The sequence below is a fragment of the Saccharothrix sp. NBAS 001 genome, assembly GCF_056640475.1.
Window position 1 is genome coordinate 5,699,070 of the sequence record NZ_CM153251.1, and the last position, 14,847, is coordinate 5,713,916.

A 14,847-nucleotide genomic window follows, 5' to 3' on the forward strand; every position below is an offset into this window, starting at 1 on the left:
CTCAGAGTCCGAGCAGCTTCTTCAAGCGCGGCACGTCGTTCTTGGCGACCTCGGTGGTGCCGGCCAGGCGGCGCGTCAGCTTGCTGGACTTCTTCTCCAGCAGGTGGCGCTTGCCGGCCTTCTCCCGCACCAGCTTGCCGCTGCCGGTGACCTTCACTCGCTTGGAGGTCCCGCTGTGGCTCTTGTTCTTGGGCATTTCCGTCCTCGTCTCGTGCAGCCACCGGGATGGGGCGGCCTTGCGTGCTCCCGGCCCGGGGGCCGGGAGTTCACTCCTCGACAGACTCCGCGGCGTCGGCCTCGTGGTCGGCGTCGCCGCCGTCCTGCCTCACCGGGCGGGTCTTCGTGGTCTTGTGCGGCGCCAACACCATGATCATGTTGCGGCCGTCCTGCTTCGGGTTCGACTCGACGAAGCCCAGCTCCGCGACGTCCTCCGCCAGCTTCTGCAGCAACCGGTAACCCAGCTCGGGCCGGGACTGCTCACGGCCCCGGAACATGATGGTCACCTTGACCTTGTTCCCGTGCGACAGGAAGCGGGCCACGTGGCCCTTCTTCGTCTGGTAGTCGTGCGGGTCGATCTTCGGGCGGAGCTTCTGCTCCTTGATGACCGTCAGCTGCTGGTTCCGGCGCGACTCGCGGGCCTTCTGCGCGCTCTCGTACTTGAACTTGCCGTAGTCCATGAGCTTGCAGACCGGCGGCCGTGCCTGCGCGGCGACCTCGACGAGGTCGAGATCCGCTTCCTGGGCGAGTCGGAGCGCGTCCTCGATGCGAACGATCCCGACCTGCTCGCCGTTCGGCCCGACCAGACGAACCTCGGGCACGCGGATGCGGTCGTTGATGCGCGGCTCGGTGCTGACGGGGGCACCTCGGTTCGAGGGACTTGTCATTCACGTCCTTTGTGACTCGTTGTGCGCCAAAGACAAGAGGCCCCACACCTGCCCGGTGTGAGGCCCGCTTCCGACCGATCGCACAACGAAGGGCGCAGTCCACCCGTCGAGGTGACCGGACCCGGCCACCTCAAGCGGTGGAGCGCGGGTGGGAGCGGGGCTCCACTTGCCGTCCCCACACGGGTGGAGACTGGTCGCGCGGAGAATGCTACCAGACGGCCTTGTCAACCCCCGAATCGGCGACCCGTCCGGGGCGGTTGCGAGAATGGCTCCCGTGACCGACCTGCCTACCGACAACGTCCGCGACCTCTCCGATGTTCCCAGCATCGAGGTGATCAGCAAGGCGTCCATCATGCTGCTCTCGGCCGCCGCCGAGCGCCTCGGCCTGGCCGACGAGGACCCGGACAACAGCCCCCGGCGCGACCTGGACGAGGCCCGCCGGCTGATCACCGCGCTGGCCGGTCTGGTCACCGCGTCGGCGGAGTACCTCGGCCCGCACGCGGGCCCGCTGCGCGAGGGCCTGCAGTCCGTGCAGCGCGCGTTCCGCGAGGCGTCGGCCGTGCCCGACGAGCCGGGCCAGGGTCCCGGCGAGAAGTTCACCGGACCGGTCTACTGAGCCGGTCCGGCGACCTCGGTAGCCCTCCCTGTCGCGAACGCCTTGGCCGTCACCTTCGCCGTGGTGGCCGCGTTCGCCGTCGCCCGTCACGTTCGCGATCACGCCACGCTGTCGTACCCCTGTGGTTAGGTATGTACGAGGGGTGCTCCCAACCGGGGTACGCCTTTGTTGGTTTTCCCGGGATCACCCGATTTGATTGTGGTCGGCGCTCGCGCTGCCTAGGCTTCTCGGCGGTTCGCGCGAACCTCTTTGCCGCCAAGTACCCGCACCAGAGGGAGACCCGTCATGGGAGAGTTCGGCGCGCCCTGGAGACGGCGTTGGAGACCCCTGACCGGGGTCGTGGCCGGCACGGCGCTGACCTTGGCCCTCGCCGCCGCCCCCGCCCAGGCGCAGACCAACTCGCCGCGACCCGCTGCCGCGCAGCCCGCCATCGTGGGCGCGAACAGCTCCGACGCGATCGCCGACCGGTACATCGTGGTGCTCAAGGCCCCGAACCGGACGGACGCCGTCGCCGGCCGGTCCGGCGCCCGGGTGACCCACCGGTACCGCAGCGTGCTCAACGGCTTCGCCGCGACGATGAGCGAGTCGTCGGCCAAGCGGCTGGCCGCCGATCCCGAGGTCGCCTACGTGGCGCAGGACCGGGTGGTGCGCACCGCGACCGAGCAGGCCGACCCGCCGTCGTGGGGCCTGGACCGGATCGACCAGCGCGACCTCCCCCTCAACCGCCGGTTCGACGACGCCGAGACCGGCACGGGCGTGCACGTCTACGTGCTCGACACCGGGATCCGGGCGTCGCACCAGGACTTCGGCGGGCGCGCGAGCTTCGACGTGAACACCCTCGACACCGAGGACGCCGACTGCAACGGCCACGGCACGCACGTCGCCGGCACGATCGGCGGGTCCGCCTTCGGCGTGGCCAAGCTGGCCCGGCTGCACGCGGTGAAGGTGTTGGGCTGCAACGGCGCGGGCACGGTGTCCAGCGTCGTCGCCGGGGTGGACTGGGTGACCGCGAACCACGTGAAGCCCGCGGTCGCGAACATGAGCCTGACCGCCGGCGCCAACGACTTGATCGACGCGGCCGTGCAGCGGTCGATCGACGCGGGCATCACCTACGCGGTGGCGGCCGGCAACCACAACGAGGACGCGTGCGGCACGTCGCCCGCGCGGGTGCCGGACGCGCTGACCGTGGCGGCGTCGGACAACGCGGACCGCCGGGCGTCCTTCTCCAACAAGGGTCCGTGCGCGGACTTGTTCGCGCCGGGCGCGGGCATCCGGTCGGACTGGTACACCGACGACACCTCCACGATGTACATGGACGGCACGTCGATGGCCACGCCGCACGTGGCCGGCGCGGTGGCGCTGCACCTGTCGGTGCGCCCCGACGACTCGCCGGCGTCGGTGCGCGCGGCGATCTCCTACGCGGCCACGCGCGGCCGGGTGGCGGACGCCGCCGGCTCGCCGAACCGCCTGCTCTACACCGGGGTGATCACGCCCCCGACGCCCGGTGCGGACCGGTTGACCCGCGGCGAGTCGCTGCCGGCCGGGCAGAGCAAGGTGTCACCGGACGGCGCGTACCGGCTGACCATGCAGGGCGACGGCAACCTGGTGCTGTACTCCGCGTACGGCGAGGCGTTGTGGGCCACCAACACCGGCGGCGGCGACGCGGTCCGGGCGATCCTCCAGACCGACGGGAACCTCGTGCTGTACTCGGCCGCCGAGGTGGCCCGCTGGTCGACCCGGACGTGGGGCACGGCAGCGGACCGGTTGGTGGTGCAGAACGACGGGAACGTGGTGCTGTACGGCCCGTCCGGCGAGGTGTTCTGGCACCGCAAGCAGTGAGGCTCACCTGGCGGCGCGCAGCCCGCACACCGCGATCTGCCGCGCCGCCAGCGCCTCGACCACCGCGACGTCGCGCCGTCGCCACCCGTCGGCGGGGTCGGTGTCGAACCGGGCGAGTTCGCGCAGCGGCAGGCTGTTGAGGGCCTGCAACGCGAGCAGGTCGTACCGGCCGGTGTCGCGCAGCCGGGCGGTCGCGGCGGCTTTGCGGGCGTAGCGCAGCCGCAGCGGCAGCCAGGTGACGAGCAGGAACGCCACCGGCACGGCGATCAGCGCGATGGCCAGCCACAGCGCGGTGGTCTCGACCGCCTCGATCTGGCTCTGGCCGGCGTCGACCAGGGTGTCGCCCGCGTCGCGGCCCTTGTCCAGCGCCTCGCCGAGCTTCCCGCCGACCAGCGGCAGCTCGCGGGCTTTGGCGGCGGCGTCGGCGAACGTGTCGCTCAGCCCGCCGCCCGCCTGGGTCAACCGGTCGCCCGGCGCGCGCAGCGCCAGCACGGTGTCCCGGGCGGCCAGCGCCGCGGTCACCCAGAACCACACCCACACGGCCGCGAGCAGGTCGGCGGCCAACTGTCGCCACAACCGGCCGGGCCGGTCCGCGTACCACTTCATGCCTGAAGCAATACCAGTCCCGCGGACGCCGGGGAGGGTTGCCGCGCACCGCGTTCGGACAACGATTCGCCCCGGCGGCACCGGACTTCGCGCCGTCGCGGCGGTAGTCGCTGATCACGGCCCGGCGGCGGGCGGCGGTGCCGGGAGGTCCGCGCCGCCCGCTAGGGTCGGGACAGTGGGGACGACCTTCGGTGATCTGCTGCGCCGGCACCGGCGGCGCGGGAAGCTGACCCAGGAGGAGTTGGCGGAGGGCTCCGGGGTGAGCGTCCGCGCGATCAGCGACATGGAGCGCGGCCGGGCCAGGGGCCCGCAGCGGCGCACGGTCGAGGCGCTGGCCGCCGTGCTGGAGCTGGACCGGGACGAGTCGGACGCGCTGGTGGCCGCGGCCAAGGAAGGCCGGGCGCGGCGGGCGCCGGCGGTTGCGCCGTCCGCGCTGCCGCCGGACGTGGCGGACCTGACCGGGCGGGAGCGGGCGCTGGGCGTGCTGGCCGAGGCCGCCGACGACGCCGCCGCGACGTCGGTGGTCGTGGTGCACGGCCCGCCGGGTGCGGGCAAGACGGCGCTCGCGGTGCGCGCCGGGTACCTGCTCGGGCCGAGGTTCGCGGACGGGTGCTTCTTCTTCGACCTGCGCGGCATGGACGCCCGGCCGGTGCGCCCGACCGAGGTGGTGCACCGGATGCTGCTGGCGCTGGGCGTGGAGCACCCGCCGGTCGGCGACGCGGAGCGGTCCGACCTGTACCGGGAGCTGCTGCGCACCCGGTCGACGCTGGTCGTGCTGGACAACGCCGCCGACGAGGCGCAGGTCCGGCCGCTGCTGGCGACCGGGCGCGGGTCGCTGGTGCTGGTCACGTCCCGGCAGGTGCTGGGCGGGCTGGCGGCGGTGCGGCGGCTGGCCCTGGACGTGCTGGGGCCCGCCGACTCGGTGGTGCTGCTGGGCGCGATCGCGGGCCGGGCGCGGGTGGCGGCCGAGCGGGAGGCGGCCGAGGAGGTGGCCCGGCTGTGCGGGCACCTGCCGCTGGCGCTGCGGATCGCGGGCAACCGGCTGGCCGGGCGTCCGAAGTGGACGGTGGCGCACCTGGCCGGGCAGCTGGCCGACGAGCGGCGCAGGCTGACCGCGCTGACGGCGGGCGACCTCCAGGTGCGGACCGCGTTCGACATGTCCTACCGGCAGTTGGACGGCAAGGCCGCGCTGCTGTTCCGGCGGCTGTCGCTGGCGCCCGGTGCGACGTTCACGCCGGAGCTGGCCTCGGTGGCGGCGGGCGTGGACCGGTACGCGGCGGAGGACGCGCTCGAAGACCTGGTGGACATGAGCCTGCTGGAGTCGGCGGACACGCCGGGCCGGTACGTGTTCCACGACCTGGTGCGGGTGTTCGCCGGGGAGCGGCTGGTCGCCGAGGAGCCCGACCACGACGACACCCGGCGGCGGGTGGTGTCGTGGCTGCTGGAGACGGCGGTGACGGCGGCCTCGTTCTTCGGGTCAGACGCCCGTGCCGAGCCCGCCGGCCCGTTCGGCGGGCGGGAGGACGCCGACGCGTGGCTGTCCGCCGAGACCGGCAACTGGCTGGGCGCGCTGCGGTGGGCGGCGGCGCACGGCGCGCACCGCGAGGTGCTGGACCTGGCGACCGCCGCGCACTGGTACTCCGACCAGCACGGGACCGGCGACACGTGGGCGGAGGTGTTCGGCGCGGGCGTCGCGGCGGCGCGCGCGCTGGGCAGCGTGCGCGACGAGGCGGTGCAGCTGAACTTCCTGACGTGGACGTGGTCCGTGCTGCTGCGCAAGCCGCAGGAGGCGCTGGCGCTGCACGACGAGGCGTGGCGCGCGGCGGTCGCGGCGGGGGACGTGGTCGAGCAGGGCTGGGCGATGCACTACCGGGCCGCGTCGCAGATGCGGGCCGGCAGCCTGGACGCGGCCCGGGAGAGCGCCGAGCGCGCGCAGGGGTTGTTCCGCCGCGCGGAGTTCCCGCTGGGCGAGCAGATCTCGTTGTCGTGCCTGGGGTTGGTGCTGCACTCGCTGCACCGCTACGAGGAGGCGCTGGAGGTGCACCGGCGGCTGGTGGCCAACGTGCGGGCCGGGCTGCTCGACATGGCGCCGGCGCTGGTGGAGGAGATCCTGGCGAGCCTGCTGACGCGCACCGCGGAGAGCCTGGTGGCGCTGGAGCGCTGGCCGGAGGCGCTGGAGGCGGCGTCCGAGGCGTTGACGCGCGCGCTCGCCGCCGGCGCGCCCGCGACCGCGTGCGACGCGCGGTACCTGCGCGGGATGGCGATGCGCCGGCTGGGCGACCTCGTCGGGGCGCGGGCCGAGCTGGTCGAGGCGGCCGGTCTCGCCACCGTGCGCCGGGACCACTTGGCCGGTGCGGTGTTCGAGGAGTTGGCCGAGGTGCACGATGAACTCGGCGACCCGGACGCGGCAACCGAGTGCCGTTCACGGGCCGCCGAATCGCGGTCAGCCGATCGGTGAGGCGTTCCTGGCCATCGCCGTGGTCCTTCCGTGGCGCGCGACTGGGGATGTCCCAAGTCAACCGCCGGACCGGGCCGCGCACCACGCAGAACAACCGGCAGAAGTACGCGGAGTCACCCGGTCAGTGGTCTCCGCGCACCGGGGTCACGGTCAGTCGCCCACCACGGCGAGCGCGTCGATCTCCACCAGCAGGCCCGCCGGGAGGCCGACGTAGACCGTGGTGCGGGCCGGGAACGGCTGCGCGGTGACGACCTGGCCGTACGCCTCGTTCATCTCGCCGAAGTGGGCGGTGTCGGTGAGGTAGACGCGCAGCATCAGCACGTCGTCCAGCGACGCGCCGGCCGCCTCCAGCACCGCGACCACGTTGGCCAGCGCCTGCTTGGTCTGCTCCGCCACCGTCTCCCCGACGATCGCGCCGGACGCCGGGTCGAACGCGACCTGGCCCGCGATCTGGAGCACGTTGCCCTTGCGGACGCCCTGCGAGAAAGCGGCGACCGGGGCGGGCGCGTTGGCCGTGCGAATCTCGGTCTTCGGCACTGTGTTGTCTCCTAACTCGGCTTCGCCGAGTCCGGCGAAGCCGCCTGGAAGTCGGTAGGTCGGCCCTGATTTCCCGCCGATCGAGAAGCGTGATCGGCGGGAAATGAGGTCCGACCCACCGACGCGGCTTCGCGTGGTGGTTGGGTTTTCATACTGCGGGGGGTGGTCTGGGAGGTCGGCGCGGGGGGTGGTCTGGGAGGTCGGACGCAAGGGACCCGGGAGGTCAGTCCCGGGGGGACCAGCCGCACTCCAGGGAGGCGGCTCGGGCGGTGGCCAGCAGGTCGGGCAGGTGGGCCATCAGGCCGTCGAAGTCGAGCATCACCTTGGGCACGGACATGGACAGCGCCGCCACGAACTCGCCCCGCGCGCCCCTGATCGGCACGGCGAGGCAGTGGATGAAGTCCTCGTGCTCGGCGTTGTCCACGGCGTACCCGCGCGCTCGCACCCGTTCCAGCTCCTCCAGGTACGCGGCGGGCGTGGTGATGGTGTTCGCCGTCAGCGGGACGTAGTCGATGGTCTCGGCGACCTCGCGGCGGCGGGTTTCCGGCAGGTCCGACAGCAGCACCTTCGCCACGGCCGTGCAGTGCAGCGGCGCGCGTCGGCCGATCCGCGAGTACATGCGCATCGGGTGGGTGCTGTCGTACTTGTCGATGTAGATGACCTCGCCGCCCTCGTAGGACGCCAGGTGCACGGTGTACCCGAAGCGGGCGTTGAGGTCGCGCAGGGCGGGTTCGGCCGCACGGCGGACGTCCCGTTCCTCCAGCGCGCGGTTGGCGAGGTCGAATAGCGCCGCGCCGAGCCGGTAGTGGTGCACGCCGTCGCGTCTGACGAACCGGTGCGACTCCAGCGTGCGCAACAACCGCAGCGTGGTCGACTTGTGCACCTCGATCACGGCGGACAGCTCGTCCAGCGTCTTGGCGCCCTTCGCCAGCTCCCCCATCAGGGTCAACGCCCGGTCCAGGCTCTGACTCATCCCACTCGTCTCCTCAGGTGCGCGGCGGCCCACGTCGCCGGATCGGCGTCCAGCAGCGGCCCGGTCACCCCGGCCGGCAGCGGTTCGCCCACATCCTCGCTGGTGAGCAGGGCCGCGGCCGCCTGGAGGTGCCCGGCGCGCAGTCGGCGTGTCGGCTCCAGCCCGGCCAGGTGCGCGGCCAGGTAGCCGGCGGCGAACCCGTCGCCCGCCCCGACCGGTTCCACGACCTCGACCCGGAGGGCCTCCTGGTAGGTGGTCACGTCGTCCTCGACCAGGGTCGCGCCCTGCTCGCCCTGCTTGACCACGATCGTGCGCGGGGTCGGCAGCAGCGCGCGCAGCTTGGCCGGGTCGCCGGTCCCCCACACCGCTTCGGCCTCGTCCGCGCCGGTCAGCACGATGTCCGCCGCGTCGGCCAGTTCCAGCAGCACCGACGGGTCGCGGTCCGGCCACAGCGCGGGCCGCCAGTTCAGGTCGAACGACACCAGGTGCCGGCGCGGCCGGGACAGCGCTTCCCGCACCAACTCCAGGCAGCTGTCGGACAGCGCGGCGGTGATGCCGCTCAGGTGCAGCAGCCGCACGCCGTCGAGGTCGATCCGGTCCAGCGCGTCGCGCCCCATCGCGGACGCCGCCGAACCCCTCCGGTAGTACCGGACGGGGCTGCCCGCCGCGTCCGCCTCCTTCACGTAGAGACCGGTGGGCCGGGTCGGGTCCACCCGCACCCCCGACACGTCGACGCCCGCGCCGCGCACGAAGTCCAGCACGGCGCCGCCGAACGCGTCGTCCCCCACCGCGCCCACCCACCGGCTGCGCAGCCCCAGCCGCGCCAGGTGGATGGCCACGTTGGACTCGGCCCCGCCGACGGCCCGCGTCCAGGTGCGCACCGCGCGCACCGGACCGGCCTCGGCGGGCACCAGCACCACCATGGTCTCGCCCAGGCACACCACGCCGCCCGTTAGGTCGAACCGCATCCGCTCCTCCGAGCCCTTTGATTGACGAGGCGGCAGCCGAATGTTACACAACTCATCATCACATCGCGCAATAGCCGTTGCGGAATACGCAACGTGAGGAGCGAGACAGTGGACATCGACCACGACGCCGTGGCCGCGATCCGCGCGGAGCGCGTGGACTGGCGGTTCAAGGGCCTGCCCGCGAGCGCGTTCGGCGCGACCATCGGGGAGGTGGCCGACCGCCGGCCCGACCTGTTCGCCGACGGCTTCGTCGGACCGCTGGTCGTGCTGGACTCCGCCGCGCTGGAGCACAACCTGGTCACCATGGCGCGATGGTGCGCCGCGCACGGCGTGGCGCTGGCCCCGCACGGCAAGACGACCATGGCACCTCAGCTGTTCGCCCGCCAACTGGCGCACGGCGCGTGGGGCATCACCGCCGCGAACACCAGCCAGCTGCGGGTGTACCGGGCGTTCGGCGTGCGGCGGGTGCTGCTGGCCAACCAGCTCGTGGACCCCGCCGGGCTCGCCTGGGTCGCCGCCGAGCTGGCCGCCGACGCCTCGTTCGAGTTCACCTGCTGGGCGGATTCCGTCGCCGGGGTGGAGCGGATGACCGAGGCGCTCGGCCCGGTCGAGCGGCCGGTGGACGTGCTGGTCGAGCTGGGTGCGCCGGGCGGGCGCACCGGGGCTCGGGACCGGGCGACCGCGGCCGGGGTCGCGCGGGCCGTCGCGCAGAGCCCGGCGCTGCGGCTGGCCGGCGTCGCGGGCTACGAAGGCGCACTGGCGCACGACGCCTCCCCCGCCGCACTGTCCACTGTGGACGGGTACCTGGACGACCTGCGCGCCTTCACCGAGGAGGTCCACGGCCTGTTCGAGGTGCCCGAGCCGATCGTCACGGCGGGCGGCAGCGCGTACTTCGACCAGGTGGCGGCGAAACTGGGCGGCCCGTGGCCGTTCCCGGTGCGGCCCGTGGTGCGCAGCGGCGCGTACGTGACCCACGACGACGGCTTCTACCGGGGCATCTCGCCGTTCGGCCGGGTCGACGGCGCGCAGCCGTTCCGGTCGGCGCTGCGGGCGTGGGCGCAGGTGACCTCCCGGCCCGAGCCCGGCCTCGCCCTGCTGACCATGGGCAAGCGGGACGCGTCGTTCGACGAGGGTCTGCCCGAGCCGCAGGTGGTGCGCGGCCGCGACGGCGCGCAGCGGCCGATCGGGGGGACCGTGACCGCGCTCAACGACCAGCACACGTTCCTGGCGCTGCCCGAGGGCGAAGCGGTCGAGGTCGGCGACTGGGTGGGTTTCGGCCTGTCCCACCCGTGCACGGTGTTCGACAAGTGGCAACTGCTTCCGGTGGTCGACGGCACCACCGTGGTGGACCTGGTGCGCACGTACTTCTGAGAAAGGACGGCGGCGTGGACATCGTCTTCAAGGGCGCGCTCGTGGTGGACGGCACGGGCGCGCCCGGCTACCGGGCGGACGTGGGCGTGCGGGACGGCCGGATCGCGGGTATCGGCGAGGTGGGCGGCGGGCGGTCGGTCGACGCGGACGGCCTGGTGCTCGCGCCCGGGTTCGTCGACATGCACTCGCACTCCGACCTCCAGGTGCTCGCCGAGCCCGACCACCTGGCCAAGGTCTCCCAGGGCGTGACCACCGAGGTGCTGGGCCAGGACGGGCTGTCCTACGCGCCCGTGGACGACGCCGTCCTGGCCGCCCTGCGCGGGCAGCTCGCGGGCTGGAACGACGACCCGCCCGGTTTCGACTGGGACTGGCGGTCGGTCGGCGAGTACCTCGACCGGCTGGACCGGGGCACCGCGGTCAACGCCGCCTACCTGGTGCCGCAGGGCACGCTGCGGATGCTGTGCGTCGGCTGGGACGACCGGCCCGCCACCGGGGCGGAACTGGACCGGATGCGGGCGGTGCTGGCCGAATCGCTGGCACAGGGCGCGATGGGCATGTCGTCGGGCCTGACCTACACGCCCGGCATGTACGCGGGCGTGGACGAACTCGTCGCGCTGTGCCGGGTGGTCGGCGAGCACGGCGGCTACTACAGCCCCCACCACCGCAGCTACGGCGCGGGAGCGGTGGAGGCGTACGCGGAGATGGTGGACGTGTCGCGGGCGTCGGGCTGCCCGCTGCACCTCGCGCACGCCACGATGAACTTCGAGGTCAACCGGGGCCGCGCGGGCGAGCTGCTGTCGTTGCTGGACAACGCGATCGCGGACGGCGTGGACATCACCCTGGACACCTACCCGTACCTGCCGGGCGCGACCTACCTGTCCGCGCTGCTGCCCAGCTGGAGCGGCGAGGGCGGACCGGACGCGACCTTGGCGCGACTGTCCGACCCGGACACCCGCGAGCGGATCCGGGCGGAGATCGAGGAAACCGGGTCGGACGGGTGCCACGGCGTGCCGGTCGACTGGGACACCATCGAGATCAACGGCGTGCGCAAGGCCGAGCACGCGCACCTGGTCGGGCACAGCGTGGCCGCGTCGGCGCGGACCGCCGGGCGCGCGCCCGCCGACCTGTACTTCGACGTGCTGGTGGCCGAACGGCTCGGCACGTCGTGCCTGATGCACGTCGGGCACGAGGAGAACGTGCAGGCGATCATGCGGCACCCGGCGCACACCGGGGGCAGCGACGGGCTGCTGGTCGGCGACCGGCCGCACCCGCGCGCGTGGGGCACGTTCCCGCGCTACCTGGCCCGGTACGTGCGCGAGTTGGGCGTGCTGGGGCTGGAGGAGTGCGTCGCGCACCTCACCGGACGTGCCGCCAAGCGCTTGCGCCTCACCGACCGCGGTCTGGTCCGCGAGGGGTGGGCGGCGGACCTGGTGCTGTTCGACCCCGACGCGGTGCGCGACACCGCGACGTTCGACGAACCCCGACAGGCCGCTGCGGGCATCCCGTACGTGCTGGTCAACGGGGTTCCCGTGATCGACGACGGCAGGCACACCGGCGCGTTGGCCGGGCATTCGCTGCGCAACCCGGGAGGCCGCGCGTGATCGACTGGCTGCAGCACACCACCGGCGGACTGCTCACGCTGTCCGGCCTGGCCATCGCGTTACTCCTGGTGCTGATCATCCGGCTCAAGGTGGAACCGTTCATCGCGCTGCTGGTGGTCGGCCTGACCGTGGCGCTGGCCGCCGGCCTGCCGGTGGAGCAGATCGTCGGCTCGGCGCAGAAGGCGTCCGGCACGCTGCTGGAGAACGGTTTCGGCGGCATCCTCGGGCACGTCGCGGCGATCATCGGGCTGGGCACGCTGCTCGGGTCGATCCTGGAGGCGTCCGGCGGGGCCGAGGTGCTCACCCGCTCGCTGCTGCGCGCGTTCGGGGAGAAGCGCGCGCCGCTCGCCATGGGCCTCGCGGGGCTGGTGTTCGGCGTGCCGGTGTTCTTCGACATCGGCATCTTCGTGCTCGCGCCGCTGGTCTACGCGGCGGCCAAGCGCGGCGGCCGGTCGATCGTGCTCTACGCGCTGCCGCTGCTGGCGGGCCTGTCGGTGATGCACGCGTTCATGCCGCCGCACCCCGGCCCGGTCGCGGCGGCGGGGCTGCTGCACGTGTCGCTCGGGTGGATCATCGTGATGGCGCTCGCCGTGGCGATCCCGGCGTGGTTCATCGGCGGCGTGCTGTTCTCCGCGTGGGTGGGCAAGCGGATCGTCGTGCCGGTGCCCGAGGAGATGCTCGCGGCGGCCGAGAAGCTGCGCGGCGACGAGGACCGGCCGGAACCGCCGCTGTCGCTGGTGCTCGGCATCATCGCGGTGCCGCTGGTGCTGATCCTGTCCGGCACGTTCGGCAGCATCCTGCTGCCCAAGGGTTCCGCGGTGCTCGGCGTGTTCGCGTTCCTGGGCACCCCGGCCGTGGCGCTGACCATCGCCGTGCTGCTGGCGTTCTGGCTGCTGGGCTACCGGCGCGGGATGACCCGGGCGCAGATCACCGAGCTGTCGGCGGCCTCGCTGCGCCCGGTGGCGATGATCCTGCTGGTGGTCGGCGCGGGCGGGTTCTTCGGCGCGGTGCTGGCCGCGACCGGCGTCGGCAAGGTGCTCTCGATGTCGCTGGCCGCCCTCGGCCTGCCGGTGATCGCGCTGTCCTACGTGATCAGCTGCGCGCTGCGGATCGCGCAGGGCTCGGCGACCGTGGCGATCGTGACCACGACCGGGATCGTCGCGCCGGTCGTCGGCGAACTCGGCTACTCGCAGCCGCAGCTCGCGCTGGTGGTGATGGCCATCGCGGCCGGGTCGATCATCGCCTCGCACGTCAACGACGGCGGGTTCTGGATCGTGTCGCGGTACTTCGGCCTGTCGGTCAAGGAAACCCTCCAGACGTGGACGGTCCTGGAGACCGTCCTGTCCGTGGTGGGCTTCGCGGTCGCGGCCCTGCTCAGCCTCGTGGTGTGACCGCGCGCCGGTGACCGCGCGCCAGTGCCCGCCGGGGCGGTCCCGGCGGGCACTGGCGTCTTTCGAGGGGTATTCAGGTGGTCTACACGCCGGCCTTCTTGCCGTCCGGCTTGGCCGCGAACCACACGCCGCCCACGCCCTGGCCCTTGGCCTCGCCGCACAGCTCGTCCTCGGCGAACAGGTACAGCGGCCAACCGGCGACGGTGACCTGCTTCTGACCGTCCGCCCGGACCACCGTGCCGACCAGGGACTTGTCGACGCCCTGCACCTCGAAGTTCTCCGACGCCACCAGCAGCGGCGGCCACTTCACGGCGCAGTCGCCGTTGCAGTTGGACACCGACGGGTTCGTGGAGTCCTTGTCGAAGCGGTAGAGCGTCATGCCTTCCTTGTCGGTCAGCACGGTGCCCAGGTCGCCGACCGACGCGGTGGTCAGGGCCAGTCCGGCGGACGCCCGCACGGCCTTCTTGCCGTCCGGCGCGGCGGCGAACCACGTGCCGCCCACGCCCTGGCCCTTGGCGTCGCCGGGGGCCGCGTCCTGCGCGAAGCGGTAGACCGGCCAGCCCGCCACGGTGACCTGCTTCGCGCCGTCCTTGCGGTCCACGGTGGACACCAGCGACTTGTCGACGCCCTGCACCTCGAAATCGGCCGCCGGAGCCACCACGGGCGGCCACTTCTCGGCGCACTCGCCGTTGCAGGCGGACGCCGACGGGTTGGCGGTGTCCTTGTCGAACCGGTACAGCGTCAAACCCTTGCCGTCGGTCAGCACCGTGCCCAGCTGCGGCACCACGGCGGTCGCCAGCACGGCCGCGTCACCGGCCACCTTCTGGACCTCTTCCACCTGCGGCACAACGGCTTCCTGGGCGACGGCCCGCGGCGCACCCGACTCGGCGGCCTGGCCGCACGCACCGAGCAGCGCGACACCGGCGAGGGCGACGGCCCCGAAAACGAGCGCACGAGTGCGGGTCATGGCAAACCTCCTTGGGGGGTGATCGCTCGCATCCGCTGCGGCAACCGACTTGCCACCAACACGGACGCCGCCCCGAGGCGGTTCACCCCGATCCGAAGATTTTTCCGCGCCGGTTCCCGCGCCGGTCCCCCGGCCGACTCGCCCGCGCTACCCCCGGCGGGCCGCCCGGAAGCCGGCGAGGTACGCGCGCAGCCCGCGCCGGCCGTGGCGCATCATCAACTCGTGGTTGGCCTTGAGCAGCGGGCGGCTGATCAACGCGATCCGGCGCAGGAGCGCCTTGCGCACCTCCACCTCCTGCTCGTAGACCAGCCGGGTGCCCGCGCCGTCCGGCCCGACCCGCCAGCTCGCCGTGCCCTCCAGGTCGCCCACCAGGTCGGCGCGCAGCAGCCCCGACCCCGGGTCGTTGGTGTTGTGCCAGGTCTCGAAGACGAGGTCGTAGGGCAGCAGCGAGCGGCAGCGCAGCTCGGCCGCCTGGTCCGCGACCTGCCGCGCCTCGCGCACCTCCGGCCACCACTGCGGGTAACTGGCCAGGTCCGCCAGCACGTCGAAGGTCTCGCCGGGCGGGGAGTCGACCAGCCAGACGCTGCGGAAGCGGTACGAGTTCAACGCCATGGTCGAGATGGTCGTCCAGCCCGA

Annotated in this window: 14 protein-coding genes; 6 read left to right on the forward strand and 8 right to left on the reverse strand. The window is 73.1% G+C overall.

Going from position 1 to position 14,847, the window contains the following annotated elements; all coding sequences use genetic code 11:
* Position 1 precedes the first annotated feature (1 nt).
* A complete protein-coding gene (gene rpmI / locus AC0HI0_RS23860; protein WP_123746324.1) occupies positions 2-196 on the reverse strand; it encodes a 50S ribosomal protein L35 in 195 nt (64 codons plus the stop codon).
* A 70-nt stretch (positions 197-266) separates the two neighbouring features.
* Positions 267-884 carry a translation initiation factor IF-3 gene (gene infC / locus AC0HI0_RS23865; protein WP_480925724.1) on the reverse strand — a complete coding sequence of 206 codons (618 nt, stop codon included), beginning with the start codon at positions 882-884 and terminating at the stop codon, positions 267-269.
* Between the two features lie 265 nt (positions 885-1,149).
* Between infC and AC0HI0_RS23870 the strand changes: the two genes are divergently transcribed.
* The gene (locus AC0HI0_RS23870; RefSeq protein WP_480925725.1) at positions 1,150-1,500 is read left to right on the forward strand and encodes a DUF1844 domain-containing protein; all 351 of its coding nucleotides are present in this window, start codon (positions 1,150-1,152) and stop codon (positions 1,498-1,500) included.
* Between the two features lie 285 nt (positions 1,501-1,785).
* A complete protein-coding gene (locus AC0HI0_RS23875; protein ID WP_480925726.1) occupies positions 1,786-3,339 on the forward strand; it encodes a S8 family serine peptidase in 1,554 nt (517 codons plus the stop codon).
* Positions 3,340-3,342: 3 nt separating this feature from the next.
* Here AC0HI0_RS23875 and AC0HI0_RS23880 read toward each other — a convergent pair whose 3' ends face one another.
* Positions 3,343-3,945 (reverse strand): hypothetical protein, encoded by a 603-nt coding sequence (locus tag AC0HI0_RS23880; protein WP_480925727.1) that lies wholly within the window; start codon positions 3,943-3,945, stop codon positions 3,343-3,345.
* Between the two features lie 175 nt (positions 3,946-4,120).
* Here AC0HI0_RS23880 and AC0HI0_RS23885 point away from each other — a divergent pair, with 175 nt between their 5' ends.
* Positions 4,121-6,403 carry an ATP-binding protein gene (locus tag AC0HI0_RS23885; RefSeq protein WP_480925728.1) on the forward strand — a complete coding sequence of 761 codons (2,283 nt, stop codon included), beginning with the start codon at positions 4,121-4,123 and terminating at the stop codon, positions 6,401-6,403.
* A 150-nt stretch (positions 6,404-6,553) separates the two neighbouring features.
* On the opposite strand, the gene AC0HI0_RS23890 is transcribed toward AC0HI0_RS23885, so the two are convergent.
* The 3 genes from AC0HI0_RS23890 to AC0HI0_RS23900 all read right to left on the reverse strand — a co-directional run bounded on the left by AC0HI0_RS23890 (position 6,554) and on the right by AC0HI0_RS23900 (position 8,881).
* Positions 6,554-6,940, reverse strand: a complete 387-nt coding sequence (locus AC0HI0_RS23890) for a RidA family protein (protein WP_480925729.1) — start codon at positions 6,938-6,940, stop codon at positions 6,554-6,556.
* 223 nt (positions 6,941-7,163) lie between these two features.
* Positions 7,164-7,913: an IclR family transcriptional regulator gene (locus tag AC0HI0_RS23895; protein ID WP_480925730.1), complete on the reverse strand. Its 750-nt coding sequence runs from the start codon at positions 7,911-7,913 to the stop codon at positions 7,164-7,166.
* Positions 7,910-8,881, reverse strand: coding sequence for a sugar kinase (locus AC0HI0_RS23900; protein WP_480925731.1), 972 nt, complete (start codon positions 8,879-8,881; stop codon positions 7,910-7,912). Before AC0HI0_RS23900 ends, AC0HI0_RS23895 begins: the two co-directional genes overlap by 4 nt.
* Positions 8,882-8,974: 93 nt before the next feature.
* Here AC0HI0_RS23900 and AC0HI0_RS23905 point away from each other — a divergent pair, with 93 nt between their 5' ends.
* The 3 genes from AC0HI0_RS23905 to AC0HI0_RS23915 are packed head-to-tail and all read left to right on the forward strand — an operon-like array spanning position 8,975 to position 13,244.
* Positions 8,975-10,252 (forward strand): amino acid deaminase, encoded by a 1,278-nt coding sequence (locus tag AC0HI0_RS23905; protein ID WP_480925732.1) that lies wholly within the window; start codon positions 8,975-8,977, stop codon positions 10,250-10,252.
* The gene (locus AC0HI0_RS23910) at positions 10,189-11,853 is read left to right on the forward strand and encodes an N-acyl-D-amino-acid deacylase family protein (RefSeq protein ID WP_480925733.1); all 1,665 of its coding nucleotides are present in this window, start codon (positions 10,189-10,191) and stop codon (positions 11,851-11,853) included. Before AC0HI0_RS23905 ends, AC0HI0_RS23910 begins: the two co-directional genes overlap by 64 nt.
* Positions 11,850-13,244, forward strand: coding sequence for a GntP family permease (locus tag AC0HI0_RS23915; RefSeq protein WP_480925734.1), 1,395 nt, complete (start codon positions 11,850-11,852; stop codon positions 13,242-13,244). The genes AC0HI0_RS23910 and AC0HI0_RS23915 overlap by 4 nt, the downstream gene beginning before the upstream one ends.
* An 82-nt stretch (positions 13,245-13,326) precedes the next feature.
* Here the strand turns inward: AC0HI0_RS23915 and AC0HI0_RS23920 are convergent, their stop codons facing one another.
* Both AC0HI0_RS23920 and AC0HI0_RS23925 read right to left on the reverse strand, forming a co-directional pair.
* A complete protein-coding gene (locus AC0HI0_RS23920) occupies positions 13,327-14,211 on the reverse strand; it encodes a hypothetical protein (protein WP_480925735.1) in 885 nt (294 codons plus the stop codon).
* 147 nt (positions 14,212-14,358) lie between these two features.
* A complete protein-coding gene (locus tag AC0HI0_RS23925) occupies positions 14,359-14,823 on the reverse strand; it encodes an SRPBCC family protein (RefSeq protein WP_480925736.1) in 465 nt (154 codons plus the stop codon).
* Between the last annotated feature and the right edge of the window lie 24 nt (positions 14,824-14,847).

Bases quoted from the DNA above. Each gene is read 5' to 3' on its own strand.
- infC (WP_480925724.1), bottom strand. From the start codon at position 884: ATGACAAGTCCCTCGAACCGAGGTGCCCCCGTCAGCACCGAGCCGCGC.
- AC0HI0_RS23880 (WP_480925727.1), bottom strand. From the start codon at position 3,945: ATGAAGTGGTACGCGGACCGGCCCGGCCGGTTGTGGCGACAGTTGGCC.
- AC0HI0_RS23870 (WP_480925725.1), top strand. From the start codon at position 1,150: ATGGCTCCCGTGACCGACCTGCCTACCGACAACGTCCGCGACCTCTCC.
- rpmI (WP_123746324.1), bottom strand. From the start codon at position 196: ATGCCCAAGAACAAGAGCCACAGCGGGACCTCCAAGCGAGTGAAGGTC.
- AC0HI0_RS23875 (WP_480925726.1), top strand. From the start codon at position 1,786: ATGGGAGAGTTCGGCGCGCCCTGGAGACGGCGTTGGAGACCCCTGACC.
- AC0HI0_RS23900 (WP_480925731.1), bottom strand. From the start codon at position 8,881: ATGCGGTTCGACCTAACGGGCGGCGTGGTGTGCCTGGGCGAGACCATG.
- AC0HI0_RS23925 (WP_480925736.1), bottom strand. From the start codon at position 14,823: ATGGCGTTGAACTCGTACCGCTTCCGCAGCGTCTGGCTGGTCGACTCC.
- AC0HI0_RS23920 (WP_480925735.1), bottom strand. From the start codon at position 14,211: ATGACCCGCACTCGTGCGCTCGTTTTCGGGGCCGTCGCCCTCGCCGGT.
- AC0HI0_RS23895 (WP_480925730.1), bottom strand. From the start codon at position 7,913: ATGAGTCAGAGCCTGGACCGGGCGTTGACCCTGATGGGGGAGCTGGCG.